Source organism: Mycolicibacter acidiphilus (genome assembly GCF_018455725.1).
GTDB classification, from domain to species: Bacteria; Actinomycetota; Actinomycetes; order Mycobacteriales; family Mycobacteriaceae; genus Mycobacterium; species Mycobacterium acidiphilum.
This window is the reverse complement of record NZ_JAHCLR010000001.1, coordinates 1-25,768: the sequence shown is the minus strand read 5'-3', so window position 1 is coordinate 25,768 and position 25,768 is coordinate 1. Positions and strand designations below refer to the sequence as shown.

Genomic DNA, 25,768 nt, shown 5'->3' with positions numbered 1-25,768 from the left:
CGTTACTCGACGGGCGGCTTCGGGTCGCCGTCGCCGAGGCCGTCCAGCAGGCCGCGGGTCTGCCGGTGCGCGGAGTGCTCACGGCGCTGCGCCTCCGCGGCGAGGTGGACCGCGGTGCGCGCCCACACCACCCGCGCCCAGTGGAACGTCAGCACGATCACGGTGAGCCAGGACAGGATCAGCCCGATGCCGGGGCCGGGGTGGCCCGCCATCACCGTCTGCCGGGACCACACCGCCAGCAGTCCGACGACACTGGTCACGGCCGTGCCGGCCAGCGCCACCCAGGCCACCGTCCAGCGGCGGGTCAGCAGCGCCAGCAGCGAGAAGCCGACCCCGAACACCAGCGCCATCCACATGAACAGCCGCGACGGCAGCGTCACCAGCGCCTCGCGCGCGCCGTTGTCGGCGAACAGCACATCCCAGCCGCGGACGCTGCCGGTGTGCGGCAGCAGGAACGATCCCAGCAGCACGAACACCCCGATGGCGACGACCAGGGCGCGGCCGCCGGGGTCGATCTCCTGCGCGACGCGGCGTTCGGCGGCCTCGATGTCGGCCCGGTAGGCCTCGAAGTCGGCGTCTCCGGAACCGCCGCTCACCGGGCACCTCCGGGCGGTCCGATCTTCGGCATGCCCAGGCCCACGCCCGGCGCCGGAGCGCCGTGGCTGTTGCCGGCGCGGGTGCGGCGGTGACTGTGCAGCGGGCTGTCGGCGAGCAGGTGGTGCGGCGCGGCGCCGGTCACCGTGGTGGTGACGATGTCGCCGGGGCGCACCTCGTCGGCGCCCGGGGTGAAGTGCACCAGTCGGCCGTCGCGGGCTCGTCCGCTCATCCGCGCGGTCTGCGCGTCTTTGCGACCCTCCCCGACGGCGACCAGCAGTTCCACCTCGCGGCCGATCTGCGCCTTGTTCTCCGACCAGGAGATCTCCTCCTGCAGCGCGATCAGCCGGTCGTAGCGTTCCTGCACGACCTCTTTCGGCAGCTGGCCGGGCAGGTCGGCGGCCGGGGTGCCGGGCCGCTTGGAGTACTGGAAGGTGAACGCCGTCGAGAACCGGGATGCCCGCACCACGTCGAGGGTGTCCTGGAAGTCCTGTTCGGTCTCGCCGGGGAAGCCGACGATCAGGTCGGTGGTGATCGCGGCGTGCGGGATCGCCGCGCGCACCCGGTCCAGGATGCCCAGGTACTTGTCGGCCCGGTAGGACCGGCGCATGGCGCGCAGGACGGTGTCCGACCCGGACTGCAGCGGCATGTGCAACTGCGGGCAGACGTTCGCGGTCTGCGCCATCGCCTCGATGACGTCGTCGGTGAACTCGGCCGGGTGCGGTGAGGTGAACCGGACCCGCTCCAGGCCGTCGATCTCACCGCAGGACCGCAGCAGCGCGGCGAACGCACCGCGGTCGCGTGGCAGCGCCGGGTCGGCGAACGACACCCCGTAGGCGTTGACGTTCTGCCCGAGCAGCGTCACCTCGATCACGCCCTGCTCGGCCAGTGCCCGCACCTCGGCGAGGATGTCGTCGGGGCTGCGGTCCACCTCGCGGCCCCGCAGCGACGGCACGATGCAGAACGTGCAGCTGTTGTTGCAGCCGACGGAGATGGAAACCCATGCCGCGTAAGCGGATTCCCGCGCCACCGGCAGCGACGACGGGAACTCCCGCAGCGATTCCAGGATCTCCACCTGGGCCTCTTTGTTGTGCCGGGCCCGTTCCAGCAGCACCGGCAGCGACGCCAGGTTGTGGGTACCGAAGACGACGTCCACCCACGGCGCCTTGCTCAGCACGCCGTCCTTGTCCTTCTGGGCGAGGCACCCGCCGACCGCGATCTGCATGTCGGGGTTGCTGCGTTTGTTCGGCGCCAGGTGGCTCAGGTTGCCGTACAGCTTGTTGTCGGCGTTCTCCCGGACCGCGCAGGTGTTGAAGACCACCAGGTCGGCGTCGGCCCCCTCGGACGCCCGCCGGTAGCCGGCCTGCTCCAGCATCCCGGCGATCCGCTCGGAGTCATGCACGTTCATCTGACAGCCATAGGTGCGCACCTCGTAGGTGCGCACCCGCTGCTCAACCGCCGTCGAACTCACCCGGACATGGTACGGCGGTTCGGGTCGATCAGCGGAACCGCACCATTTGCGGCACCGGGGCGGCCGGGTCCTCGGTAGGGTCGAACCCCATGACGAACGGCGGGCCCCAGACGCCGTCGAAGGCCCCGGAGTCGGACCCGGTGCCGATGATCACCATCCGGGGCGTCAACAAGCATTTCGGCGACGTGCACGTGCTGCGCGACGTCGACCTCGACGTGGCGCGCGGCGAGGTGGTGACGATCCTCGGCCCGTCCGGGTCCGGCAAGTCCACCCTGTGCCGGACCATCAACCGACTGGAGACCGTCGACTCCGGCGTCATCGCCATCGACGGCCAGCCACTGCCCGCGGAGGGCCGGGACCTGGCCCGGCTGCGGGCGCAGGTCGGCATGGTGTTCCAGTCGTTCAACCTGTTCCCGCACAAGACCGTCCTCGCCAACGTCACACTGGCACCGATGAAGGTGCACGGGACGTCGCGCCGGGACGCCGAACAGCGGGCACTGGCCCTGCTGGAGCGGGTCGGCGTCGCCGATCAGGCCGGCAAGCATCCCGGTCAGCTCTCCGGCGGGCAGCAGCAGCGGGTGGCGATCGCCCGCGCCCTGGCGATGGACCCCAAGGTGATGCTGTTCGACGAGCCGACCAGCGCGCTGGACCCGGAGATGGTCACCGAGGTGCTGTCGGTGATGACGGCGCTGGCCGCCGACGGGATGACGATGGTGGTGGTGACCCACGAGATGGGGTTCGCGCGCCGCGTCGCCGACCGGGTGGTGTTCATGGCCGACGGGGCGATCGTCGAGGACGCCCCGCCCGCGCAGTTCTTCGCAGACCCGACGACGGCCCGCGCCCGGGACTTCCTCGCGAAGGTGCTCGACCACTGATGGTGCCCCGGTGGCTGACGCGTGCGCTGACGGCGGCCGGCACCGCCGTCGCGGTGCTGTCGGCGTTGGCAGGTTGCACGGCGCATGACAGCGGGACGATCACCGTCGGCGTCAAATTCGATCAGCCGGGGCTGAGCATCAAAAAGCCCGACGGGACGCTGAGCGGTTTCGACGTCGACGTGGCCCGCTACGTTGCCGGGCGGCTCGGCTACCCGCCGGATCGGATCACCTGGATCGAGGCGCCGTCGGGGCAGCGCGAGATGCTGCTGCGCAACGGTCAGGTCGACTACATCGTGGCCTCGTATTCGATCACCGACGCTCGCCGGCAGCGCGTCGACTTCGCCGGGCCGTACCTGCGCACCGGGCAGTCGCTGCTGGTGCGCGCCGACCACGACGACATCACCGGCACCGCGTCGCTGCAGAACCACAAGAAGCTGTGTTCGGTGTCGGGTTCCACCCCGGCGCAGCGCATCAAGGACCGTTATCCGGGCGTGCAGTTGCAGCGCTACGACACCTACGCCGCCTGCATCGAGGCGCTGCGCAACGGCGCGATCGACGCCGTCACCACCGATGACGTGATCCTGGCCGGGTTCGCCGCGCAGAGCCCCGGCGCCTTCAAACTGGTCGGCGAGCCGTTCTCCACCGAGCTGTACGGGATCGGTCTGAAGAAGGGCCGCGACGGCCTGCGGGACCGGATCAACTCCGCGATCGCCGAGATGGAGAACGACGGCGCGTGGCGGACGGCGTTCCTGGCGAACTTCGGCGCGGCGGGGATTTCGGTGCCCGCTCCCCCGCCGATCGAGCAGCCGTGAACGCCGTCGCGGACTACCGCTGGCAGATCGTGGAGGCGTTCACCACCACGATCGCGCTGGCGGTGTGCTCCGCCGTCGGGGCGCTGATCCTGGGCACCGTCCTGGCGGCGATGCGCCTGGGCCCGGTGCCGGTGCTGCGGTGGCTCGGCACCGGCTATGTGCACCTGGTGCGCAACACGCCGCTGACCCTGCTGCTCCTGCTGTGTTCGTTCGGCCTCGCGCAGACCCTGGGGGTGACCCTGGTCGACCCGCAGTCGCCGACGTCGATCGACGACAGCAACTTCCGGCTGGCGGTGCTCGGCCTGACCGTCTACACCGCGTCGTTCGTCTGCGAGGCGCTGCGGGCCGGGGTGAACACGGTCGGGATGGGGCAGGCCGAAGCGGCCCGCTCGCTGGGGTTGAGTTTCAGTCAGAATCTACGGATCGTGTTGCTGCCGCAGGCCTTTCGGGCGGTGATCATCCCGTTGGGTTCGGTGCTGATCGCTCTGGCGAAGAACACCACACTGGCGTCGGCGATCGGGGTCGCCGAGGCGGCGCTGCTGATGAAGACGATGATCGAGAACACCGCGGCGCTGCTGGAGGTGGGCACTGTGTTCGCGGCCGGCTTCGTGGTGCTGACACTGCCGCTCGGCTTGTTCTTCGGTTGGCTGGGCCGACGCTGGGCGGCGACCCGATGACCGCCGCCACCGTCGTCTTCGACGCACCCGGTCCCCGGGCTCGGGCCCGACACCGTGCGCTGTCGGTGCTGACCGTGCTGATCGCGGTGCTGCTGGGCTGGGCGGTGTTCTCGCGGCTGTCGGCCAAGGGACAGCTGACTGGGGAGAAATGGGCGCCGTTTCTCACCGCCGACCTGTGGCGGACCTACGTGCTGCCGGGGGTGGCTGGCACGCTGACCGCGGCGGCGTGGTCGATCGGGCTGGCGCTGCTGCTCGGGGTGGCCCTCGGTGTGGGCCGGATGTCGGGGATCCGGCCGGTGCGGTGGTGTTGCGCCGTGCTGGTGGAGTTCTTCCGGGCGATCCCGGTGCTGATCATGATGATCTTCGCCTACTTCCTCTACGGGATGCTGGAGGCGTTTCCGCCGCAGCAGATCGCGCTGGCCGGGGTGATCACCGGGCTGACGCTGTACAACGGCGCCGTCATCGCCGAGATCGTGCGCGCCGGAGTGCACGCACTGCCGGGCGGGCAGTCCGAGGCCGCGGCCGCGCTCGGGTTGAACTGGCGGCAATCGATGCGGCTGATCCTGCTGCCGCAGGCGATCACCACGATGCTGCCGGTGCTGGTGTCGCAACTGGTGGTGGTGCTCAAGGACACCGCGATCGGGTATCAGATCACGTTCGTGGAGATGGTGCGGCAGGGCACCGTGGTCGGCTCCCAGTACAGCAACTACCTGCCCGCGCTGCTGGTGATCGCCGCGCTGATGATCGTCGGCAACCTGGTCCTGTCGGCCGGCGCGATAGGACTGGAGGGCCGGTTGCGCCGTTCGCGTCGCAGTCCGCTGGAGGCGGCGACGATCGAGCCGGAGGGCGCCCCCGGTGCCCCGGTCGTTTAGCCCCTGCCCGCGTGCGGTTCGGCGGGCTAGAGTCTGATCAACCGTCAACGACAGGAGACTTCCATGGCCCTCACCCCCAAGGATGCGTTCAACGCGGTCCGGGACATCGCCGCCCATGCGGTCGACAAGGCCTCGGACATCGTCGAGGACGCCGGTGACATCATCCGCGGCGACATCTCCGGCGGGGTCAGCGCGATCGTGCAGGACTCCATGGAGATCGCCAGCCACGCGGTTGAGCGGACCAAGGAGGTCTTCACTGGGGAGAGCGACGAGAAGGACGCCTGAGGCGCGGTGCGCTGAATCCGTCGGTCCTCCCCTCGGGGTGCTTCGATGCATTCCCGGTGGCAACCCCGGCTGCACCATCCACCGAAATGTCGGCGGTCAGGCCTATTCTCGGGCAACCATGACAACAGCAGAAGATCGAGCCGACTCCCTCCTCGGAGCACTTTCCAAGGCGAAGATTTCCCTGGAGAACCACGGGTTCATCGAGCGTGTAACGACGGCCGTCGGGATCGCCGGGTGCCAGGCGGTGGTAAACGTCGACAAGCCGTATGTCCGTGCCAGACGGCGAGACGGTCTCCCCGATCTCCACATCTACTACGGGTACACCACCGGTTTCGTCTCCGAAGACGAAGTCCTTCGCTTCGCCGGCGCTGGTGCCGACCGCGGACCCAGTTCACGGAAGGGAACGTGGTACGTGGCGCATCCGACGACTCAGGTGCGTCCGGGCAGCACACGGGCTCGCGACGTCCGACGCGAAGCGGCGCTCTGCAGCACCTGCTATGTGGAGTTGCCGCTCACCGGCATCTGCGGCGAGTGTGGCTAGCCCCCGACCGGAGTAGCTGTGACCCTGATGGCAAACAAGCCGCGAACCGCCGAGTTCACCGCCGCCCCCGGCTCGGTGGTGCTGGTCCGCGACGCCGAATGGCTGGTCACCGCGGTCGAGGAAGCCACCGACGGGTTCTTCGTACACGTGCTCCGGCTGTCAGAGTTGGTACGCGACACCGCCGCCACGTTCTGCACCGCCATCGACACCGTCACCGAGGTCGACCCGACGAAGGTCCGCGTCACCGCCGACGGCTCCCGGGCCAGCACCTCGAGATAGCAGACCAGTGCCGACGACCCGACGTACAACGTGCGCCAGATACCGTCGGGGTCATCCCAGCGACCGTCGAATCGGCCGTGATCGGCGTATTCCCACGGCGTCCAACTCCACGGACCGACCGGGTAGCCGACCCTATAAACCCCGGTATCAGAAATGTGGTGGTACCGCAGCGGCCCTGACGCAGTCTGGATCAGGGCAAACGCGTTCATTTACCCGATGGCGGCGAACTGTCGGGCGGCGGCGATGACGCGCGCACCATCGGCCTCCAAATCGCCGTTGCGCAGCACACGGGCCGGCGACTGGTCATCCAGGCTCGGATTGAGCCCCTGAAACCATGCCTGCGCGACTTGTGCGGAGTCACGCTCTGCGATGATTCGCGCCGCCCGATATGCCAAGCGCAGCCGTTCCAGGTCAGCAGGCTTACCAACAGTGCGGGCGCCCTCCGCCCACTGACGGACCGCACGAGTCTCCTTGACGCCGCCAAGGTAGGCGACCAACTTGGCTCCGAGCAGGTCGCGGAGAGCGCCGACGAGCTCCGCACTGGTCATCGTCAGAGCATCACGGTAGGCGGCCAGGTCAGGCCTCGGCGAAGTGATCGTCATCGGATACACCTCTTTCCCGCTCGAAATCCAGTCACATCACACATTACTTCACAGAATAGATCCCACGTCGGATCACAGCGACGATTCGCAGTGCGGGCGGCGAACCAACGTCGCTGCGATCCGGTCACGGGTGGATGCGCGCTCAACCGCTTCACACCTGCCGCCGCTCTCGCTCGCCGGCAATCCCGTCGCGGACCACCTCGTAGGCCATCGACGGGTTGTAGCCGCGGCGGGCCAGCATCGCCACCAGCCGCCGGGTGACCTTCACGTCGTCCTCACCGAGGGATTCGCGGCGCAGTTTGGCGTGCACCAGCTGTTCGGCCCGGTCGCGCTCGGCGTCGGAATCCAGGTCGGCGAGCGCCTCGGCGATCACGTCGTCAGCGACGCCTTTGGTCCGCAGTTCGGCGGCCAGCACCTTGCGGCCCTTGCCGGCGTATTCGTGCCGGGATCGCACCCACTGCTCGGCGAAGTCGGCGTCGTCGATCAGCCCGGCGGTCGTCAGCCGGTTCAGCACCCGCTCGCTGACGTCGTCGGGGTACCCGCGCTTGGTCAGCTGTTCGGCCAGTTCGGCCCGGGTGCGGGCCCGCGCGGTGAGCAGGCGAAGACACACCGTCTTCGCCTGCTCCTCACGCTTGGCCGGATCAGCCTCGACGGACTCAGAAGTCGACGGGAGCGGGCAGAACGTCATCGGAACCCTCGTCGGTCAGCACCGCACCGACCCCCAGCTTCTCCTTAATCCTCTTCTCGATCTCGTTGGCCACATCGGGGTTGGTCAGCAGGTAGTTGCGGGCGTTCTCCTTACCCTGCCCCAGCTGCTCACCGTCGTAGGTGAACCACGAACCGGACTTGCGGATGAAGCCCTGGTCCACGCCCATGTCGATCAGCGACCCCTCACGGCTGATGCCCCGGCCGTAGAGGATGTCGAACTCGGCCTGCTTGAACGGCGGGCTGACCTTGTTCTTGACCACCTTCACGCGGGTGCGGTTGCCCACCGCGTCGGCGCCGTCCTTGAGCGTCTCGATCCGCCGCACGTCCAGGCGCACGGATGCGTAGAACTTCAAAGCCTTTCCACCGGTGGTCGTTTCGGGCGAGTTGTGCACCATCACACCGTCGACGAAGTAGTTGTGGTTGCCCTCCACCTCGATGTCGAAGCGGTGCATCGACTTGGTCGGTGGCTTGACGTGCACGTCGAGCACTCGGGCCGGCACCAGCCGCTCGGTGGGCTCGGCGAACTGCGGGGTGACCGATCCCTGGCCGCGCAGTCGGGGCAGCAGCTTGTACTCCATCGACGGGGCCATGTACGGCGCCACCAATTCCTGAAACTGCGCCGACGCGGCCGTGGAGAAGACCAGCACCGCCTTGCCGGCCGCACCTGCTGACCGAAGCCGCACATCCAGACCGTGCGTGTCGCGCAGGTAGTCGCGCAGCCGGGGCCGGGTCGTCTCGCTCATCGCCTCGACGCAGATCTCGATCCGCCCACTGCCACCGGCGGTACGTTCCTGCAATCCCTTGGAGCGCACGGTGAATGAGCCGTCGTCCATGTACCAGACCGCCAGTGCCAGCGGAGTGAGCGCCTTGAGGTAGTCCTCCGAGAAGAACTTCTTGCCGCCCCCGAGGTACACCGCGCGCTGCAGTTCGGCGAGCTCCGGCAGCGGGGTGAAGTCGGCGAAGTGCGCGCCCCTGGCGTTCTCCCGGGTCAAGTGCCCGATGTTGCCGAGCAGCGCGGTCTTCCACTGCAGGTAGTCCACCTGCTTGGCACCGTGCCCCAGCCGGAAGCGAACCCCGTTGCGGTCGTGGCGATTCGGCGAGAGGTTTCCGTCGCCCATCAGCGACCCGAGCACCACCTGGAACTGCTGGTCGCTGAGCAGCTGCGGCTCGGCGGCCATCACCCGGTCACCGGCGATGATCTCGCCGGCCTCGGTCCAGCCGCCCGGGGTGCGGATGAGGTGGTTGGGGGTGGCGGCGAACTGGGATTTGCCGTTGCCGCCGGACTTCTCGACGGTGAACTGCAGGAACCGCTCGGCGGGCCCGTTGTCGAACCAGTTCACGATCTTGCGCGGCTCAACTCGATCGGTGACGGGGTCGTAGGACAGTACCTCGACGTCCATCTTGTTGTTGACGATCTTGCCGATCTTCTCGGTGCTGCCGTCGGCCAGCGTCACCCGGGTGCTGTAGTTGAAGCACCCGAACATCACTCCGATTTTTTCCCGCAGCTGGTTGATGAAGATCGCGGTGGTGCCGGAGTTGTTCAGCGCACCGGTCATCTTGCGCAGCGCCTGGCTCATCAGCCGGGCCTGCAGGCCGACGTGACTGTCGCCCATCTCGCCCTCGATCTCGGCGCGCGGCACCAGGGCGGCCACCGAGTCGATGACCAGGATGTCCAGCGCCCCGGAGCGCACCAGCATGTCGGCGATCTCCAGTGCCTGCTCACCGGTGTCGGGCTGGGAGACCAGCAGCGCGTCGGTGTCCACGCCGAGTTTCTTGGCGTAGTCGGGGTCCAGGGCGTGCTCGGCGTCGATGAACGCCGCGATCCCGCCGGCCGCCTGGGCGTTGGCCACCGCGTGCAGGGCCACCGTGGTCTTACCCGAGGATTCCGGGCCGTAGATCTCGACGACCCGGCCACGCGGCAGGCCGCCGATGCCCAGCGCCACGTCCAGGGCGATGGAGCCGGTCGGGATGACCGAGATCGGTTGGCGTACCTCGTCACCGAGGCGCATCACCGAGCCTTTGCCGAAACTCTTGTCGATCTGGGCCATCGCCAGTTCGAGTGCCTTCTCGCGATCAGGGGCTTGTGCCATGATGCCTCTCCTGTGGTTCGGTGTTCGGTTGACCGGTTCCCGGTCGATTGGCGGTGACGTTAGCGACAAGGTCCGACAACCCGCCGAACTCCATCCACAGTAGGCGAACGCGTGTTCGAATCAAGTGCGACACGCGGTGTGTCGCCCGAGCACCACGACGTCCGCTGTACACATGGTGGCGACCCGCCGCGCCCGGCTCCGCCGCGCTCGCGATCCCCGCTAGGCCACCCGCAGCACCCGCGCCGACGCGCCGATCGTGGTGTCGTCGCCGCCCATCATGGTTCGCATGAACACCTCCTGTTCGCGTCGCCCGCGGACCGCCGCGCGGGCCGCCCCACCTGGCAGTGTGAGGGCGGCGGCGCTGCGCACCAGGTTGACCGGCATCCGCAGCAGTTGGTACCACGGCGGCACATAGGCTGGCAGGCCCAGCTTGCGCATCGTCCAGGGTCCCAGGAATCCGCTGGTCACCGACAGGTGCTGCGCCCGCGCGATCCGGCGGCGCAGGCGGGTCATGGCGCGGTAGTGCCACTCCATCGGGTCGTCGGCCATCGGGACCGCCAGCTGCCGGGTGGTCTCGTCGGGTTCCGACAGCGCCCCCAGGGTGTGGTACAGGATGCGGACGGCGTCGCGGAAGCTGCGCGGCAGCCATTCGTCGTGAATGCCCATCAGCCAGCCGACGTAGCGGGTCAGGTGCGCGATCGCGTCCAACTCGCCGGGCGACAGCAGGATCCCCATCCCCATCGCGGCCGACGGCGGGGCGATCAGCGCCCCCACCAGTGTCGCCGCCATGTCGGTCTGGTTGACCGGCAGCCCCCACTCGTCGCCGCGCCAGTCCGGCAGCGCCGCCACATGCCGTCGCACGTACTCGTGGATCAGCCGCACCCGGATGGTGGCCTGATAGCCGGCCCCGAGCGGGTCCAGACCGCCTTCGGAAGTGACGTCCATCGCCCACTGCAGGGTCTCGGCGAACCGCTTGTTGGAGCCTTTCTCCAGCACACCGGTGCGCAGCAGGGTCTTGTTGAACGACGCGAACTGGTAGCCGCCGAGGAACGACACGTCGCGGGCGATGTAGGTGCCGTCGGCGCCGCCGCGGACCAGGGCGCGCTGTCCGCGGCGCACCTTGGCCATGTCCACCCAGGCCGGGATCGGCTCGACCGCGGCGAAGAACTCGCGCAGCGGTTCGGGCGCGTCCGGGGCGGCCGCCAGCCCCTCGGCGACGATTCGGTCGAAGATCGGCCGGGTCTGCTTGGTCCCGGTCGCCGACATCCACTCGACCAGTCGGCGCATCGGCTCGTCGCCGACGGTCAGGCCCTCGCCGATCTCGTGCCAGCGCTGCGGGTCCGGTTTGGCGATCGCCAGCGCCCCGGCCAGCAACCGGACCGTGGCCGGGACCGACCCGAACGAATCCGGATGACGGGTGGGGATGGGCGTGCTCATCGGGGCGACCTCCGCGACGACATTCGGATAACAATCGTGTTCCGAATGTAGGGCGCGGGTATGGTGATGTCAATGAAACGCGCGGAAGTGGTGCGTGACTACGGCGGGATCAGCGCCGTCGACCGGCGCGCCGAGCGCCGGGCACGTCTGCTGGCCGCCGGACGACGGCTGTGGGGCGAGTCTGGGATCGGTGAGGTGACCGTCCGCGGCGTGTGCGGCGCGGCCGGACTGATCCCCCGCTACTTCTACGAGCAGTTCCCCAACCGCGACGCGCTGATCTTCGCGGTCTCCGACGACGTCCGCGACGAACTGCTGGCAGCCCTGGTGGCCGCGGGCACCGGCGACCCGGGCACGCTCACCGACAAACTCCGGTCGGCGCTGACCGCGTTCCTCGAACTCGTGGTGGCGGACCCGCACATCCACCGCATCGCCACCAGCGACCTGTCCGGGGTGCCCGGGCTGAGCGAGCACCGCGCCGGCGTGCTCGACATGATCACCGAGCTGATCGTGGCGCTCTCCCCCGCCGTGCTCGACGGCGAGACCCCGGCACCCGCGGCGCTACGCCGCGGCGCGCTGTTCCTGGTCGGCGGCGCCAACCAGGTCATCGAAGCCTGGTTGGCCGACCCGCAGGAGAGCATCGCCGACCTGGCCGCAGTCTGCGCCGACCTGAGCACCGCGGTGGTCCGCAGCATCCTCGGCCCGAGTCCTCACCACTGATCACGCGGCACGTCGAAGTCCGCGCACAGCGCCCACCACACATCCCGGGGTTCGACGCCGTCCTCGATGGCCTGCGCGGCCGTGCGCCCGCCGACTGCGGCCAGCACGTGATCAGCCAGCACCGACCCGCCGTAGGCCGCCCCGAAGCGCCCCGCGACCCGCTCATGGAATTCGGTCAGCCGCACCGATTCAACCTACCCAGCGCAGGCCAGTGCCTCGTGACACACCCGCACCGGATCCGCCACCGTCGCAGCACCGTCCGCCGCCCGGCGCGCGGCCGCCCGGTAATCGGGCGACCCCAACACCGCACCCACGGCGGCCGCCAGCGCTTCGACGGAAAGCGGCCGCACCAGCTCCCCGCTTCCTTGGCGCACAACACGATTGGCGATCTCCCACTGGTCACCGCCGCCGGGCACCACCACCAGCGGTACCCCGGCCAGCAGCGCCTTGGCGACGATCCCGTGTCCGCTGCCGCAGATCAGCACATCGGCGTGTGCCAGCAGTTCGTCCTGCCGCCCCAGCCCGGCCACCGCCCACGGCGGCAGATCCAGGTCCGCCCCACCCAGCCGTGACACCACCACCCGCGCACCGGCCGGCAGCCCGACACCGGGCACCAGGGCCTGCAGCGCCACCTCGGCCAGCCCCGCCATGCCGGTCGACGCCGTGGACGGCGCCACCACCACCACCGGGCCGGCACCCGGCGGCACCGCCAGCACACTGTCGGTGGGCTCGAAGTGCAGCGGCCCGACGACGACGGCCTCCGCCGGCCAGTCCGGCCGCGGCACCTCCAGCGCAGGCAGCGTGGCGATCAGCCGCCGAACCGGCCCCGGGTCGCGCACCGGCAGCCCGATCCCGGACCGAGCCACCGCACGCTGCCGATCCCCGGCCCGCACCGACCGCGCGGTCAGCGTCCGCAACACGGTGTCCCGCAGCCGGCCGCGCACCCCGGTGCCGGGTGCCAGGCCACTGCCGATCGGCGGCAGGCCCTTCGACGGCAGGTACAGCGGATGCGGGCTGAGCTCCACCCACGGCACGCCCAGCAGCTCCGCGGCCAGCCCGCCGCAGACCGTGATCACATCGGAGACCACCAGGTCCGGCGTCAGCGAGCGCAGCAGGTCCAGGTTCTGCACCGCCATCCGCGCGGCCCGCCGGTGGATCTTGGCGCCCGAATCGAAGTCGTCATCGCCGGCTTCGGGATCCAGGCCGAGCAGTTCGGCCGCGTCAACACCCGCGGCGGCCGCGGTGGCCAGCCACTCGACACCGGTCAGCAGTGTCGCGGTGTCGCCGGCCGCGGCCAGCCGCCGGCACAGTGCGATCGCCGGGAACGCGTGACCGGGATCCGGCCCGGCCACCACCACCACTCGCATCGGCCTACCGTGCCACAGCGCTGCGGGCCTAGTCTGACAGGCATGACCGAACCGAGCGTGCAGCCGACTCCGATCGACCCGGAAGACAACGTTCGCCTCGTGGAGGTGTTCTTGGACGCGCTGGCCGACGAGGACCTCGACACCGCGGCCGCGGCCCTCGCCGACGACGTCGTCTATCAGAACGTCGGGCTGCCGACGATCCGCGGGCGCAACGCCACCATCGGGGTGTTCCGCAAGATGGCGGGCCGTGCGGCGTTCCAGGTCAAGATCCACCGGATCGCCGGCGACGGTTCAGCGGTGCTCACCGAGCGGACCGACGCGCTCACCGTGGGCCCGCTGCGGCTGCAGTTCTGGGTGTGCGGCGTGTTCGAGGTCCACCAGGGCCGGATCACGTTGTGGCGGGACTACTTCGACTTCCTCGACATGTTCAAGGCGACACTGCGGGCGCTGGCCGCGACGGTGGTCCCGGCCCTGCGCCCGACGCTGTAGCCGATACCGGTCAGAGCCGGGTCGACCCCGCGAGTTCATCGAACGCCTGCGCCCACCCGAGTAATTTGTCGGTGGCCTCGGTCAACTCGTCACGGTAACGCCGTTGGGACATCGGCGAATTCACCGGAAGACCGGACGGTGTCGCCGACCCGTCATTCGCTGACGACACCAATTGCGCAGCGGCGGTGACCATCTCGTTGTACTGGCGGACACCGGCGCCCAGTTGGGCGGTGAACGCGTTGATCGTCGGCACCAGGTAGGCGCGCGCGTCCGGGCTGTGCTGCACTGCTCGCTCCATCGACACCACCTCGGCGGCGGTGGCCGCCATCGTCGACGCGCTCCGCTTCACCGCCGCGGTGAGGTCACCGATCTCGTCCGCCGGTAGCAGTCGTCCGCGCTCCAGCACACCCAGCAGCGAGAACATCCCCCGCTCGGAGGCGCCCAGCGCCGACATCGCCGGCCGGGCAACGGATCCCGGCGGCGGCAGTCGCCGGTCGGAACCTGGGCGTGCCGTCGGCAGCGGCAGCGAACGCAGCCAGCGATACCGCAGCAGCAGCAACGTGGCCGGCGCCGCCGCCCCGGCCGCGATCAGTCCGGTGATCAGCAGCACCCAGGCCGGGGTCGACCAGGAGGCCAGCAGCATCGTCGTCAATACCCAGAAGCCGCACGCACCGCCGAACAGCAGCCCCAGCCGCAGCGCCCAGCGCCGTTTGCGCAGCAACCGGGCGCGCGGGTCGGCGATCGCGCTCAGCTTGTCGGCCAGCAGATCGGCGAGTTCACTGGCCCGGTCGATCCCGCGTTGGGCCAATCCGGGCCGTCGTGTCCGCACCGCGGGTGCTACTGCCATTCCAATCCCCTACTGCTGCAACGGCTTCTCGGCTGCCGACGGCGGCTTGGCCGGGGCGGCCGCCGTACCACCGGCCGTCCCACCGGTCGGCAGCGCCTCACCGCGCATCGACGCGCGGATCTGCTCCAGCCGGGAGTGCCCGGCCATCTGCACACCGGCCTGCTCGACTTCGAGCATCCGGCCCTGTACCGAGCCCTGCGCCAATTCGGCGGCACCGATCGCGTTGGCGTAGCGCCGTTCGATCTTGTCGCGGACCTCGTCGAGGCTGGGTGTGGTTCCCGGGGCCGCGATCTCGCTCATCGACCGCAGCGACGCGCTGACCTGCTCCTGCATCTTGGCCTGCTCAAGCTGGCTGAGCAGTTTGGTGCGCTCGGCGATCTTCTGCTGCAGCACCATCGCGTTCTGCTCGACGGCCCGCTTGGCCTGCACCGCCGCCGACAGCGCCTGATCGTGCAGGGTCTTGAGGTCTTCCACGCTCTGCTCGGCGGTGACCAGCTGAGCTGCGAACGCCTCCGCGGCGTTGTTGTACTCGGTGGCCTTCGCGGCATCACCGGCCGCGGTGGCCTGGTCAGCCAGGGTCAGCGCCTGACGCACGTTGACCTGGAGCTTCTCGATGTCGGCCAGCTGCCGGTTGAGCCGCATCTCCAGTTGGCGCTGGTTGCCGATCACCTGCGCGGCCTGCTGGGTCAGCGCCTGGTGCTGACGCTGCGCTTCCTCGATCGCCTGCTGAATCTGCACCTTCGGATCGGCGTGCTCGTCGATCTTCGAGTTGAACAGCGCCATCAAGTACTTCCACCCCTTGACGAACGGGTTGGCCATCAGTCAGCTCCGTCTGCTTGTTCGAATGTTGTCGGTCCAGCGGTTACCGCTAGTCAACTTATCGGGTCGCCGTACGTTGGGTGCACATTCAACCCAGCCGCCGGGTGCCGTCAGGCCGACCGGGAGGCCGACGCCAGCGCCGAAACGGGTGGGATGACGACCAGGGTGCCGGCGTCGATGCGGGCGGTACCGGTGCGCTGCGCCACCCGGGCGGGCACCTGCTCGGACCGCGACACCTGCCGGCCTGCGCCGAACAGCACCTCCGACAGCGGCACGTCGAGCGCCGTGCAGATCGCGTTGAGCAGTTCGCTGGACGCCTCTTTCCGGCCGCGCTCGACCTCCGAGAGGTAGCCCAGGCTCACCCGCGCGGCATCCGACACCTCGCGCAGCGTGCGCCCCTGCCCCGTTCTGGCCTGGCGCAGCACGTCACCGACCGCTTCACGCAGCAACGCTGTCATCGCGCATCCCCCTCACGGATCGACCTGGCAATTCGAGAGTCACGTGAGGTCAACGTCGACACCCGCCCTTCCGGTTCCCGGCCGCTCAACTCCGGTCGGATCCCCTGCGCAGATCGGCTGCCGCCGCAACCACGTAGTCGATCCCGGTCCCGACCGTCAGCAGCACCGCGGCGGCCATCACCACCCAGGCCGTGACCAGCCACGGGCCGGCCAACGGCAGCACGAACAGCCCGATCGCGACGGCCTGCACCAGCGTTTTCAGCTTGCCGCCGCGACTGGCGGGGATCACACCGCGGTGCAGCACCGCGAATCGCAGCAGGGTGATGCCGATCTCGCGGGCCAGGATCAGCACCGTCACCCACCACGGCAGGTCGCCGAGCATCGACAGTCCGATCAGCGCGGCGCCGATCAGCGCCTTGTCGGCGATCGGGTCGGCCAGCGCCCCGAACGGGGTGACCATCCCGTAGTTGCGGGCCAACGCACCGTCCAACCGGTCGGTGATGATGGCGACGACGAACACCACGAACGCCGCGATGCGATGGCCCGGCTCGTGGCCGCCGGCGGCGAACAACTCCACCAAGAACACCGGCACCAGCGCCATCCGCAGCACGGTCAGCACGTTCGCAAGGTTCAGTACGGAGACGCGCTTCACCGCGGAACCGGTTTTAGGCTGCCCCGACACGGCAGACAGAATATCGGTTCCCCGGCCCGGAGTCCGAAACAGCTACTGTGCATTCGTGCACGAAGCGGGCGATTCACCGGCGCACCGGCCCCTGGTCCGGCGTGCACGGACCTCCGACGTGCCCGCGATCAAGCGTCTGGTGGACATCTACGCGGGCCGGATCCTGCTGGAGAAGAACCTGGTGACCCTCTACGAGGCGGTCCAGGAGTTCTGGGTGGCCGAGGATCCCGACCAGCCCGGACAGATCCTCGGGTGCGGTGCGCTGCATGTGCTGTGGTCGGATCTGGGCGAGGTGCGCACAATCGCCGTCGACCCCACGCTGACGCACCGCGGCATCGGGCACGCAATCGTCGACCGGCTGCTGCAGGTGGCGCGGGAGCTGCAGTTGCAGCGGCTGTTCGTGCTGACGTTCGAGACGGCGTTCTTCGCTCGGCACGGGTTCACCGAGATCGACGGCGCCCCAGTCACCGCGGAGGTGTTCGAGGAGATGCAGCGCTCCTACGACGTCGGGGTGGCCGAGTTCCTGGACCTGAGCTACGTCAAGCCGAACACCCTCGGCAATACCCGGATGCTGCTGGTGCTCTGAGGAATCAGTGGCCTGCCGCGGAGAACGCGCGGTGCGGTGCGCCGATCAGGAAGCTGAAGTGGCCGTCGGACTCCATCCGGCCCTCCCGCACCACGGCGAGGTCGGCGATGCCCTGTTTGCGCGCCTGCTCCCGCAGCTGATCCTCGGTGATCATCTCCTTGCGCATGTTGCGGAACAGCAGTTCGCCGTCGCGGATCAGCAGCAGCGACCCCGGCCGCAGAATCCGCGCCGCCCACGTCCACCGGTGCGCCATCCAGTTCAGCACGAACGACCAGCCGATGATCACGCCGACCAGCAGCACGCCGTCGCTGATCGACTTGTACCCGCCGGCCATGCCGTTCTGCGCGGCGTCGGCGATCAGCACCACGACGATCAGATCGGTGATGCCGTTGGTGCCGGCTTCCCGTTTGAGCACCACCCGCAGCAGTGCGTAGATCGTTACGTAGATCACCGTGCCGCGCACGAAGATCTCCAGTGGCGGCGTGTCGAAACTGAAGAGTCTGGCCCAATCCACCTGGCGATTATCCCGATGACCAGCGGGCCTGTCACCTTCGTCGGTTTCGCCCCGGGCTCTTGTTGAGGACTTCCGGCCCTGTTGTCGGGACCGCCGAACGGAGGATAGTGATACCGGAAGTTTCAGATAACTGGAGGTCATCATGGCCGACTACCTCACTCCACTGGATGTCGGTTTCCTGCACCTCGAAGACACCGACCCGCATACCAACCTCGGCATGGGCGGCTTGGCGATATTGGACGGGCCGGTCCCCGACTACGACGCACTGCTGTCGACGCTGGGCGAGCGGATCGCCGCCTGCCCACGGTTCGCCCAGCGGCTGCGGCGCAGGTTCCTCGACCTCGGCGCCCCGGAATGGATCGACGACGCCGACTTCCGCCTCACCCACCACGTCCGGCGGGTCGCGGTCCCCGCACCGGGCACCGACGCCGACCTGCACGCGCTGGTCGCCGACGTGATGTCGTGGCGGCTGGACCGCAACCGCCCGCTATGGGAGATCTGGGTGATCGACGGGCTGTCCGACGGACGCTGGGCGATGCTTATGAAGGTCCACCCGTGCGTCGCCGACGCGATCGCTACGGTCCACATCCTCACCGGCCTGTCCGATGCGGGGGTGCACGGTGCCGGCCACCACCGGGGCACCGCCGAACTGCATCAGGTGCCGCCGCCGGTTGAGGGCTGGCGTGCGGCGTTGCGCGGCGCGGCCGCGCTCGCCGGGGCGACGCTGGACGGTGCGCGGTGGGCCGAGCAGACCTTGCGTGGCACGGTCGAGGTCGCCGCCGGCTTGTTGCGCCCGGAGTCGCCGCTGACCGGCCCGGTGGCCGGGCGGCGGCGCTACACGACGGCCCGGGTCGATCTCGCCGACGTGCAACGGATCTGTCGAACCTTCGACGTCACCGTCAATGACGTGGCGCTGGCGGCGCTCGCCGAGAGCTATCGCACCATGCTGATCCGCCGCGGCGGCCAGCCACGCCCGGACTCGCTGCGCACGCTGGTACCGACCCGCAGCACGGTGCTGATGCCGCGACTGCCGGTCGATGAGGAGAATCCGGTGTTGCGGCTGCGGATGGTGCACGCCCGGCTGACACAGGCGAAAGCCGCCGGGGACCAGGGACCGCTGGGTGTGCTCGGTGCCGTCGCCCGCACGGTTCCGTTCCCGGTGACCGCGTGGGCGGCGAACCTGCTGTCCCGGCTGCCGCAGCGCAGTGTGATGACGCTGGCCGTCGACGTTCCCGGCCCGGGTCAGGCGCTGCAGATCATGGGGCGCAACGTGACTCAGGTGCTGCCAATCCCCCCGATCGCCATGCAGCTGCGCACCGGCACCGCGGTGCTGAGCTACGCCGACAGCCTGTACTTCGGCATTCTGACCGACTTCAGTGCGGTGCCCGACGCCGACGAACTGGCCCGCGGTGTCGAAGCGGCGGTGGCCCGGCTGCGGACCTGCAGCGTCCGGCGGCGCAAAGCCCGTGACCGGCACGGCCTTTCGCTGGTGGTCAATTCCTAGCTAGTCCTCGTCGTCGGTGTCGTCGTCCGAATCCGGTTCTCCGCCACCGCGAATCAGCATCAGCGTGCCGGCCAGTTCGTCGGGCTTGACCAGCACCTGCCGGGCCTTCGAGCCCTCGGACGGCCCGACGATGTCGCGGGTCTCCATCAGGTCCATCAGCCGGCCGGCCTTGGCGAAGCCGACCCGCAGCTTGCGCTGCAGCATCGACGTCGAGCCGAACTGGCTGGACACCACCAGCTCGACGGCCTGCAGGAAGACGTCCATGTCGTCGCCGATGTCGGGGTCGACGTCGGTCCGCTCACCGGTGGGTTTCGCGGTGGTGACGCCCTCGGTGTATTCGGGCTCGGCCTGCTCCTTGCAGGCGCTGACGACGGCCTGGATCTCCTCGTCGGTGATGAACGCGCCCTGCAACCGCTGCGGCTTGTTGGCGCCCATCGGCAGGAACAGCCCGTCGCCCATGCCGATCAGCTTCTCCGCGCCGGCCTGGTCGAGGATGACGCGGCTATCGGTCAGCGACGAGGTGGCGAATGCCAGCCGCGACGGCACGTTGGTCTTGATCAGGCCGGTGACGACGTCCACCGAGGGCCGCTGGGTGGCCAGCACCAGGTGGATGCCGGCGGCCCGGGCCTTCTGGGTGATCCGCACGATCGCCTCCTCGACGTCGCGCGGCGCGGTCATCATCAGGTCGGCCAGCTCGTCGACGATCGCCAGGATGTACGGGTAGGGCCGGTAGACCCGTTCGCTGCCCAGCGGGGCGGTGATCTCCCCGGAGCGCACCTTGGCATTGAAGTCGTCGATGTGGCGCACCTTCGAGACCTGCATGTCCTGGTAGCGCTGCTCCATCTCCTCGACCAGCCAGGCCAGCGCGGCGGCCGCCTTCTTCGGCTGGGTGATGATCGGCGTGATCAGGTGCGGGATGCCCTCATACGGGGTGAGCTCCACCATCTTCGGGTCGATCAGGATCATCCTGACCTCCTCCGGGGTGGCTCGGGCCAGCAGCGAGACCAGCATCGAGTTCACGAAGCTGGACTTACCGGAACCGGTGGAGCCGGCCACCAGCAAGTGCGGCATCTTGGCCAGGTTGGCGGAGATGAAGTCGCCCTCGATGTCCTTGCCCAGCCCGATCACCAGCGGATGGTGGTCGCGGCGGGTGGACGGCGCGGTCAGCACGTCGGCCAGGCGCACCAGCTCCCGGTCGGTGTTGGGCACCTCGATACCGACCGCGGACTTGCCGGGGATCGGCGCCAGCATCCGGACGCTCTCGGTGGCCACCGCGTAGGCGATGTTGCGGTGCAGCGCGGTGATCTTCTCGACCTTGACGCCGTGGCCGAGTTCCACCTCGTAGCGGGTGACGGTCGGTCCGCGGGTGCAGCCGGTGACTTTGGCGTCGACCTTGAACTGCTCCAGCACCGAGGTGATCGCATCCGACATCGCCTCGTTGGCGGCGGTCACCAGCTTCGGCGGGTCGCCGGCGGTCAGCAGGTTCAGCGATGGCAGCGTGTAGGGCCCCTCCACCACCCGATCCAGGCTCAGGGTGTCCTGGCTGTCGGCCTTGGCGGGTTTCTCGGCTTTGACCGGCTTGCGGCGGATCGGCTTGGTCGGCTGCATCTCGACCGGGACCGGGGCCGGAGCCTCGTCCAGCGGGTAGTTGTCTTCGGGGGTGCGGGATCGCCAGTCCGACGGCGCGGTGTCGTCGACCCGGTCGGCTACCGGGGCGGCGGGTTCGTCGTCCTCGTCGTCGTACTCGTCATACCCGTCGTCGTATTCGTCGTCGTAGTCGTCGTACTCGTCGTCGTAGTAGCCGCGGGCGGTGAACATCGTGCGCAGCGCCTCGGGGGCATCGCGCAGGGTGGTGCCGGTCAGCAGCAGCACCCCGAAGATCACCGCCATGAACAGCAGCGGCGCCGCGATCCAGGGGGTCAGCCCATCGGAGAGCGGGCCGCCGATGACGAAGCCGACGAATCCCGCGCCGCGCAGGCGGCCGTCGGGGGTCTGCGGCGATCCGGCCCACAGGTGCCACAGGCCCAGGAAGGGCAGCGCCACCATCGCCGAGCCGAGGATCAGCCGCGGTCGGGTCTCCGGGTCGGGTTCGGTGCGCATCAGCACCACCGCGGCGACGGCGGCGAGCACCGGCAGCAGCACCACCGCAGAGCCGACGACCGCCCGCAGACCGGTGTCGATCCAGGCGCCGACCGGCCGGGCGGCGTCCACCCAGCTGCTCGCGGCGGTCACCACCGCCAGCGCCAGCAGTGCCAGGGCGATCCCGTCGCGGCGATGCCCCGGGTCGATGTCGTGGGCGCGGCCCACCGAGCGCGCGGCACCGCCGGCACCCTTGGCGACCATCAGCCATGTCGCACGAGCGGCCCGGCCGCAGGCCAGCCCGGCGGTCGCGAATCCGGACCGCTTGCGGGCTGGGGGTTTGCGGCGCGCCGCAGCCGGCTGCCGGGGCCGCGCCGGCCGCGACTTGGCGCGCGATCCGGCCTTCGACCTGCTGGTTTGACCCCCGGAGCGAGCTTTCGTCGCACCCGACGATCCACTAGCCGTCTTACTAGCCATGGCGGCAAGCGTAGTCGCAACTACCTCATATGCACCACAGGCCACACTGGTAGCCGTCCATCCGAGCGGGCGGCTGGGTAGAGTCGAACGGTCACCACCAGCGAAGGAGATCCCCGTGGTCGTGGTCGCCACATTCACCGTCAAACCTGATTCGGTCGCGACCGTCCGCGGGATCTGCACCGCCGCGGTTCCGCGGGTGCACGACGAACCCGGTTGCCAGCTGTACTCCCTGCACGAGACCGACGGCGCCTTCGTGTTCATCGAGCAGTGGGCCGACGCCGACGCGCTGAAGACACATTCGGCGGCACCAGCCGTCACGGAGTTGCTCGACAGCCTCAAGGAGCACCTGGCCGCCCCGCCGGACATCACAATGCTGCGGCCCGTCCCCGCGGGCGGCGCCGCAAAGGGCCTGCTGCGGGGGTAGCCGATGGCACGCAATCGCGCAGCCGCAACCGCCTACGGCCCGATGGTGCTGGCGGCGATCGAGCAGCATGAGCCGCCCGGGCGCCGACTCGTCGACGACGACCTGGCCGCACAATTCCTGCCGGCTCCGCTGCGGGCCCTGGTGGCGGCGCTGCGACCCGCACCGCTGCGGCGCTGGTTCACCGCCGCCGTGGAACGGTCCGGGCCCGGGCTGTGGGCCAACCTGACCTGCCGGAAACGGTTCATCGCCGACCGCCTGGACGAGGCGGGTGACGACGTCGACGCGGTCGTCGTCCTCGGCGCCGGCCTCGACACGCTCGCCTACCGGCTGACCCGGCGCGCTCGCATCCCGGTCTTCGAGGTGGATCAACCGGTCAACATCGCCCGAAAAGCCGCCATCGTGCGCCGGGTGCTGGGCGCGCTGCCACTGGCGGTCCGACTGGTGGCGCTGGACTTCGAACGCGACGACCTGCTGACGATCCTGGCCGAGCACGGCTACCGGCCCGGCTGGCGCACCTTCTTCGTCTGGGAGGGGGTCACCCAGTACCTCACCGAGGCCGCGGTGCGTACGACGCTGGAGGGGCTGCGGCCGGTACCGCCAGGCAGCCGGCTGGTGTTCACCTACGTGCGCAGTGAGTTCCTCGACGGCACCAACCGGTACGGGTCGGCGCGGCTGTACCGGACGGCCGTCACCAAGCGGCTGTGGCATTTCGGGCTGCGCACCGGGCAGGTCGCGGATTTCCTCGCCGAATACGGGTGGCGACTGGTCGATCAGGCCGGCCCCGACGAGTTCCTGCGACGCTACGTCGAACCGGCCGGGCGCAACCTGCGCGCCTCCGAGCTGGAATGGTCGGTGTACGCGGAGAAGGTCTGAGGTCTCAGACCTCGATCACCGTCGGCACGATCATCGGCTGGCGGCGGTACTTCTCCCCCACCCACTTGCCGACGGTGCGGCGCACCGCCTGCGCGATCCGGACTGGGTCGGTGATCCGTTCCACGGCAAGGGATTCCAATTCCGCCTCCACCTTGCGGGCCACCGGCTCAAGCGCCTTGGGGTCCTCGGAGAAGCCGCGCGAGTGCAGGTGCGGCGGCGCGGCTGGCTTGCCGGTGCCGCGGCGCACGACGACCGTCACCGCGACGAAACCCGACGACAGGATCAGCCGCTCGCCCAGTGTCGCGTCGCCGACATCCCCGTCGACGAGCCCGTCGACGAACATCTTTCCGACCGGGACCGCCCCGGCGATGCTCGCCTTGCCGGCGATCAGGTCGACGCTGACCCCGTTCTCGGCCAGCAGGATCGACTCCTCCGGCACCCCGGTGCGGGCGGCCAGCGCGGCGTTGGCGCGCATCATCCGCCAGGTGCCGTGCACCGGCATCACGTTGCGGGGCTTGACGCCGCGGTACAGGAACAGCAGCTCTCCCGCGTAGGCGTGCCCGGAGACGTGCACCCGCGCCGAGGCGTTGGTGATCACCCGGACACCGATCTTGGCCAGCGCATCCATCACCCCGTAGACGGCTTCCTCATTGCCCGGGATCAGCGACGACGACAGCACGATCAGGTCACCGGAGGTCAGCGTGATCGACCGGTGCTCACCGCGCGACATCCGCGACAGCGCCGCCATCGGCTCGCCCTGGGTGCCGGTGGTGATCAGCACCACCTTCTCGGGCCGCATCTCCTCGGCCGCCGAGATGTCGACGACGTCTCGGTCGCCGACCTTCAGGAACCCGAGGTCCTTGGCGATGCCCATGTTGCGGACCATCGACCGTCCGACGAACGCCACCCGTCGACCCTGCGAGACCGCGGCGTCGATGATCTGCTGCACCCGGTCCACGTTGGAGGCGAAGCACGCGACGATGACGCGTCCCTCGGCGCCCCGGATCAGCCGGTGCAGGGTCGGGCCGACCTCGCTCTCGCTGGGCCCGACACCGGGCACGTCGGCGTTGGTGGAGTCGCACAGGAACAGGTCCACCCCGGCGTCGCCGAGTCGCGACATGCCGGGCAGGTCGGTGGGCCGTCCGTCCGGGGGCAGCTGGTCGAGTTTGATGTCGCCGGTGTGCAGGACGGTGCCGGCGCCGGTGTGCACCGCGATCGCCAGCGCGTCGGGGATGGAGTGGTTGACGGCGAAGTATTCGCATTCGAACACGCCGTGGGTGCTGCTCTGCCCCTCGGCGACCTGAACGAACACCGGCTTGATCCGGTGCTCCCGGCACTTGGCCGCGACCAGTGCCAGGGTGAACTTGCTGCCGACGATCGGGATGTCGCCGCGCATCTTGAGCAGGAACGGGATCGCGCCGATGTGGTCCTCGTGGGCGTGGGTCAGCACCAGCGCCTCGACGTCGTCCAGCCGGTCCTGGATGTGCCGGATGTCCGGCAGGATCAGGTCGACGCCGGGCTCGTCGTGACCGGGGAACAGCACCCCGCAGTCGATGATCAGCAACCGGCCGAGATGTTCGAAAACGGTCATGTTCCGGCCGATTTCGCTGATGCCGCCGAGTGCGGTGACGCGCAGTGCGCCTTCTTTCAGCGGCCCCGGCGGGGTGAGTTCGTCACTCACCCGAGCACTGCCGCCGCACGCATGTCGAGAGCGAGCTCCTCGACCTGGGCCGATGTCGCGGCCACCTGGGGCAGTCGCGGGTCGCCGGCCTCGAAGCCCTGCAGCCGCAGTCCCGCCTTGACGAAGGTGACGCCGCCGGTGCGGGCCATCGCGTTGCAGAGCGGGGCGATCGAAACGTTGATCTTGCGGGCCGTCTCCACGTCGCCGGCCTGGTAGGCGGCGAGCATGTCGCGCAGCTGCCCGGCGGCGAAGTGCGAGATGACGCTGACGAACCCGGTGGCGCCCATCGCCAGCCACGGCAGGTTCAGTGCGTCGTCGCCGGAGTAGTAGGCCAGGTCGGTTTCGGCCATGATCTGGGCGGCGGCGTGCAGATCGCCCTTGGCGTCTTTGATCGCGACGATTCTGGGGTGCTCGGCCAGTTCGAAGATCGTGTCGGGGGCGATCGGCACCACGGAGCGCGCCGGGATGTCGTAGAGCATCACCGGCACCGTGCTGGCGTCGGCGACGGCGGTGAAGTGCGCCAGCAGGCCGGCCTGCGACGGCCGCGAGTAGTACGGGGTCACCACCAGCAGGCCGTGCGCGCCCACCCCGGCGCACGCCTCGGCCAGCCGGACGCTGTGCTCGGTGTCGTTGCTGCCGGCGCCGGCGATGATCCGGGCCCGGTCCCCGACCGCCTCCACCACGGCACGCAGCAGCGTCAGCTTCTCGTAGTCCGCGGTGGTCGGTGACTCCCCGGTGGTGCCGGAGACCACCAGGCCGTCGCACCCGGCGTCCACCAGACGGTGCGCCAACCGCACGGCGGCGTCGGTGTCCACCGAGCCGTCCGCACCGAATGGGGTCACCATCGCGGTCAGCACGGTGCCCAGCTGGGCTATGGCGTCGAATCCGCTGCTGCTCACGGCGCCAAGATTACCTGGCCTCGCCCCCACCCCTCGCCGAGCGTGCAGAGTTCACCGGCGAACCGCCAGTTGGCGGGCTGTTGCGGAATTGGTTTGGTCGGTGGGGTTG

The 25,768-nt window shown here is 69.5% G+C and carries 29 protein-coding genes; 12 read left to right on the top strand and 17 right to left on the bottom strand.

Going from position 1 to position 25,768, the window contains the following annotated elements:
• Nucleotides 1-2 precede the first annotated feature (2 nt).
• Entirely contained in the window at nt 3-596 is a 594-nt protein-coding gene (locus tag KIH27_RS00145) for an Rv2732c family membrane protein (protein WP_214090888.1), read from the bottom strand.
• Nucleotides 593-2,065 carry a tRNA (N6-isopentenyl adenosine(37)-C2)-methylthiotransferase MiaB gene (gene miaB, locus KIH27_RS00140; RefSeq protein ID WP_214090887.1) on the bottom strand — a complete coding sequence of 491 codons (1,473 nt, stop codon included), beginning with the start codon at nt 2,063-2,065 and terminating at the stop codon, nt 593-595. The genes KIH27_RS00145 and miaB overlap by 4 nt, the downstream gene beginning before the upstream one ends.
• Nucleotides 2,066-2,154: 89 nt before the next feature.
• Here miaB and KIH27_RS00135 point away from each other — a divergent pair, with 89 nt between their 5' ends.
• From KIH27_RS00135 to KIH27_RS00110, 6 genes are all read left to right on the top strand, one after another.
• Nucleotides 2,155-2,940: an amino acid ABC transporter ATP-binding protein gene (locus KIH27_RS00135; RefSeq protein ID WP_284144664.1), complete on the top strand. Its 786-nt coding sequence runs from the start codon at nt 2,155-2,157 to the stop codon at nt 2,938-2,940.
• On the top strand, nt 2,940-3,752 hold the full coding sequence (locus tag KIH27_RS00130; protein ID WP_214090886.1) for a glutamate ABC transporter substrate-binding protein: 813 nt from the start codon (nt 2,940-2,942) through the stop codon (nt 3,750-3,752). Before KIH27_RS00135 ends, KIH27_RS00130 begins: the two co-directional genes overlap by 1 nt.
• Nucleotides 3,749-4,429, top strand: a complete 681-nt coding sequence (locus tag KIH27_RS00125) for an amino acid ABC transporter permease (protein WP_214090885.1) — start codon at nt 3,749-3,751, stop codon at nt 4,427-4,429. Before KIH27_RS00130 ends, KIH27_RS00125 begins: the two co-directional genes overlap by 4 nt.
• Entirely contained in the window at nt 4,426-5,301 is an 876-nt protein-coding gene (locus KIH27_RS00120) for an amino acid ABC transporter permease (RefSeq protein WP_214091156.1), read from the top strand. Before KIH27_RS00125 ends, KIH27_RS00120 begins: the two co-directional genes overlap by 4 nt.
• Nucleotides 5,302-5,364: 63 nt before the next feature.
• Complete coding sequence (locus KIH27_RS00115) at nt 5,365-5,586, top strand: Rv1893 family protein (protein ID WP_214090884.1); 222 nt, start codon at nt 5,365-5,367, stop codon at nt 5,584-5,586.
• Nucleotides 5,587-5,704: 118 nt separating this feature from the next.
• Complete coding sequence (locus KIH27_RS00110; RefSeq protein WP_214090883.1) at nt 5,705-6,127, top strand: hypothetical protein; 423 nt, start codon at nt 5,705-5,707, stop codon at nt 6,125-6,127.
• On the opposite strand, the gene KIH27_RS23245 is transcribed toward KIH27_RS00110, so the two are convergent.
• The 5 genes from KIH27_RS23245 to KIH27_RS00085 form a co-directional block, all read right to left on the bottom strand.
• Nucleotides 6,124-6,615, bottom strand: a complete 492-nt coding sequence (locus tag KIH27_RS23245; RefSeq protein WP_214090882.1) for an RES domain-containing protein — start codon at nt 6,613-6,615, stop codon at nt 6,124-6,126. The two genes, KIH27_RS00110 and KIH27_RS23245, sit on opposite strands and share 4 nt — an antisense overlap.
• Nucleotides 6,616-7,008, bottom strand: coding sequence for a hypothetical protein (locus KIH27_RS00100; RefSeq protein WP_214090881.1), 393 nt, complete (start codon nt 7,006-7,008; stop codon nt 6,616-6,618).
• 151 nt (nt 7,009-7,159) lie between these two features.
• A complete protein-coding gene (recX, locus tag KIH27_RS00095) occupies nt 7,160-7,696 on the bottom strand; it encodes a recombination regulator RecX (protein WP_214090880.1) in 537 nt (178 codons plus the stop codon).
• Nucleotides 7,665-9,806 (bottom strand): intein-containing recombinase RecA, encoded by a 2,142-nt coding sequence (recA, locus tag KIH27_RS00090; protein WP_214090879.1) that lies wholly within the window; start codon nt 9,804-9,806, stop codon nt 7,665-7,667. The genes recX and recA overlap by 32 nt, the downstream gene beginning before the upstream one ends.
• Before the next feature lie 219 nt (nt 9,807-10,025).
• Complete coding sequence (locus tag KIH27_RS00085; RefSeq protein WP_214090878.1) at nt 10,026-11,243, bottom strand: oxygenase MpaB family protein; 1,218 nt, start codon at nt 11,241-11,243, stop codon at nt 10,026-10,028.
• A gap of 72 nt (nt 11,244-11,315) precedes the next feature.
• Here KIH27_RS00085 and KIH27_RS00080 point away from each other — a divergent pair, with 72 nt between their 5' ends.
• The gene (locus KIH27_RS00080; protein WP_214090877.1) at nt 11,316-11,960 is read left to right on the top strand and encodes a TetR/AcrR family transcriptional regulator; all 645 of its coding nucleotides are present in this window, start codon (nt 11,316-11,318) and stop codon (nt 11,958-11,960) included.
• Here the strand turns inward: KIH27_RS00080 and KIH27_RS00075 are convergent.
• Nucleotides 11,951-12,145, bottom strand: a complete 195-nt coding sequence (locus tag KIH27_RS00075; protein WP_214090876.1) for a DUF3046 domain-containing protein — start codon at nt 12,143-12,145, stop codon at nt 11,951-11,953. The genes KIH27_RS00080 and KIH27_RS00075 overlap by 10 nt on opposite strands.
• A 9-nt stretch (nt 12,146-12,154) precedes the next feature.
• On the bottom strand, nt 12,155-13,327 hold the full coding sequence (locus KIH27_RS00070) for a glycosyltransferase (RefSeq protein ID WP_214090875.1): 1,173 nt from the start codon (nt 13,325-13,327) through the stop codon (nt 12,155-12,157).
• Between the two features lie 42 nt (nt 13,328-13,369).
• Between KIH27_RS00070 and KIH27_RS00065 the strand changes: the two genes are divergently transcribed.
• On the top strand, nt 13,370-13,816 hold the full coding sequence (locus tag KIH27_RS00065) for a limonene-1,2-epoxide hydrolase family protein (RefSeq protein WP_214090874.1): 447 nt from the start codon (nt 13,370-13,372) through the stop codon (nt 13,814-13,816).
• Between the two features lie 10 nt (nt 13,817-13,826).
• Here the strand turns inward: KIH27_RS00065 and pspM are convergent, their stop codons facing one another.
• The 4 genes from pspM to pgsA all read right to left on the bottom strand — a co-directional run bounded on the left by pspM (nt 13,827) and on the right by pgsA (nt 16,622).
• Complete coding sequence (pspM, locus tag KIH27_RS00060; protein ID WP_214090873.1) at nt 13,827-14,663, bottom strand: phage shock envelope stress response protein PspM; 837 nt, start codon at nt 14,661-14,663, stop codon at nt 13,827-13,829.
• Nucleotides 14,664-14,672: 9 nt separating this feature from the next.
• A complete protein-coding gene (pspA, locus tag KIH27_RS00055; RefSeq protein ID WP_214090872.1) occupies nt 14,673-15,482 on the bottom strand; it encodes a phage shock protein PspA in 810 nt (269 codons plus the stop codon).
• 110 nt (nt 15,483-15,592) lie between these two features.
• Nucleotides 15,593-15,940 carry a transcriptional regulator ClgR gene (gene clgR, locus KIH27_RS00050; RefSeq protein WP_214090871.1) on the bottom strand — a complete coding sequence of 116 codons (348 nt, stop codon included), beginning with the start codon at nt 15,938-15,940 and terminating at the stop codon, nt 15,593-15,595.
• 85 nt (nt 15,941-16,025) lie between these two features.
• Nucleotides 16,026-16,622 carry a CDP-diacylglycerol--glycerol-3-phosphate 3-phosphatidyltransferase gene (pgsA, locus tag KIH27_RS00045; RefSeq protein WP_214090870.1) on the bottom strand — a complete coding sequence of 199 codons (597 nt, stop codon included), beginning with the start codon at nt 16,620-16,622 and terminating at the stop codon, nt 16,026-16,028.
• 55 nt (nt 16,623-16,677) lie between these two features.
• On the opposite strand from pgsA, the gene KIH27_RS00040 reads away from it, so the two are divergent.
• Nucleotides 16,678-17,208 (top strand): amino-acid N-acetyltransferase, encoded by a 531-nt coding sequence (locus tag KIH27_RS00040; protein WP_214090869.1) that lies wholly within the window; start codon nt 16,678-16,680, stop codon nt 17,206-17,208.
• Nucleotides 17,209-17,212: 4 nt separating this feature from the next.
• On the opposite strand, the gene KIH27_RS00035 is transcribed toward KIH27_RS00040, so the two are convergent.
• The gene (locus KIH27_RS00035; RefSeq protein WP_214090868.1) at nt 17,213-17,722 is read right to left on the bottom strand and encodes a DUF421 domain-containing protein; all 510 of its coding nucleotides are present in this window, start codon (nt 17,720-17,722) and stop codon (nt 17,213-17,215) included.
• Between the two features lie 142 nt (nt 17,723-17,864).
• Between KIH27_RS00035 and KIH27_RS00030 the strand changes: the two genes are divergently transcribed.
• Nucleotides 17,865-19,226, top strand: coding sequence for a wax ester/triacylglycerol synthase family O-acyltransferase (locus tag KIH27_RS00030; RefSeq protein WP_214090867.1), 1,362 nt, complete (start codon nt 17,865-17,867; stop codon nt 19,224-19,226).
• Here the strand turns inward: KIH27_RS00030 and KIH27_RS00025 are convergent, their stop codons facing one another.
• Nucleotides 19,227-21,782 carry a DNA translocase FtsK gene (locus KIH27_RS00025; protein ID WP_214090866.1) on the bottom strand — a complete coding sequence of 852 codons (2,556 nt, stop codon included), beginning with the start codon at nt 21,780-21,782 and terminating at the stop codon, nt 19,227-19,229.
• Between KIH27_RS00025 and KIH27_RS00020 the strand changes: the two genes are divergently transcribed.
• Nucleotides 21,781-22,206, top strand: coding sequence for a putative quinol monooxygenase (locus KIH27_RS00020; RefSeq protein ID WP_504739462.1), 426 nt, complete (start codon nt 21,781-21,783; stop codon nt 22,204-22,206). The genes KIH27_RS00025 and KIH27_RS00020 overlap by 2 nt on opposite strands.
• Nucleotides 22,207-22,209: 3 nt before the next feature.
• The gene (locus KIH27_RS00015) at nt 22,210-23,079 is read left to right on the top strand and encodes an SAM-dependent methyltransferase (protein WP_214090865.1); all 870 of its coding nucleotides are present in this window, start codon (nt 22,210-22,212) and stop codon (nt 23,077-23,079) included.
• 4 nt (nt 23,080-23,083) lie between these two features.
• Here KIH27_RS00015 and KIH27_RS00010 read toward each other — a convergent pair whose 3' ends face one another.
• Both KIH27_RS00010 and dapA read right to left on the bottom strand, forming a co-directional pair.
• Nucleotides 23,084-24,760 (bottom strand): ribonuclease J, encoded by a 1,677-nt coding sequence (locus tag KIH27_RS00010; protein ID WP_214090864.1) that lies wholly within the window; start codon nt 24,758-24,760, stop codon nt 23,084-23,086.
• Nucleotides 24,757-25,659 carry a 4-hydroxy-tetrahydrodipicolinate synthase gene (gene dapA / locus KIH27_RS00005; protein ID WP_214090863.1) on the bottom strand — a complete coding sequence of 301 codons (903 nt, stop codon included), beginning with the start codon at nt 25,657-25,659 and terminating at the stop codon, nt 24,757-24,759. Before dapA ends, KIH27_RS00010 begins: the two co-directional genes overlap by 4 nt.
• Nucleotides 25,660-25,768 lie beyond the last annotated feature (109 nt).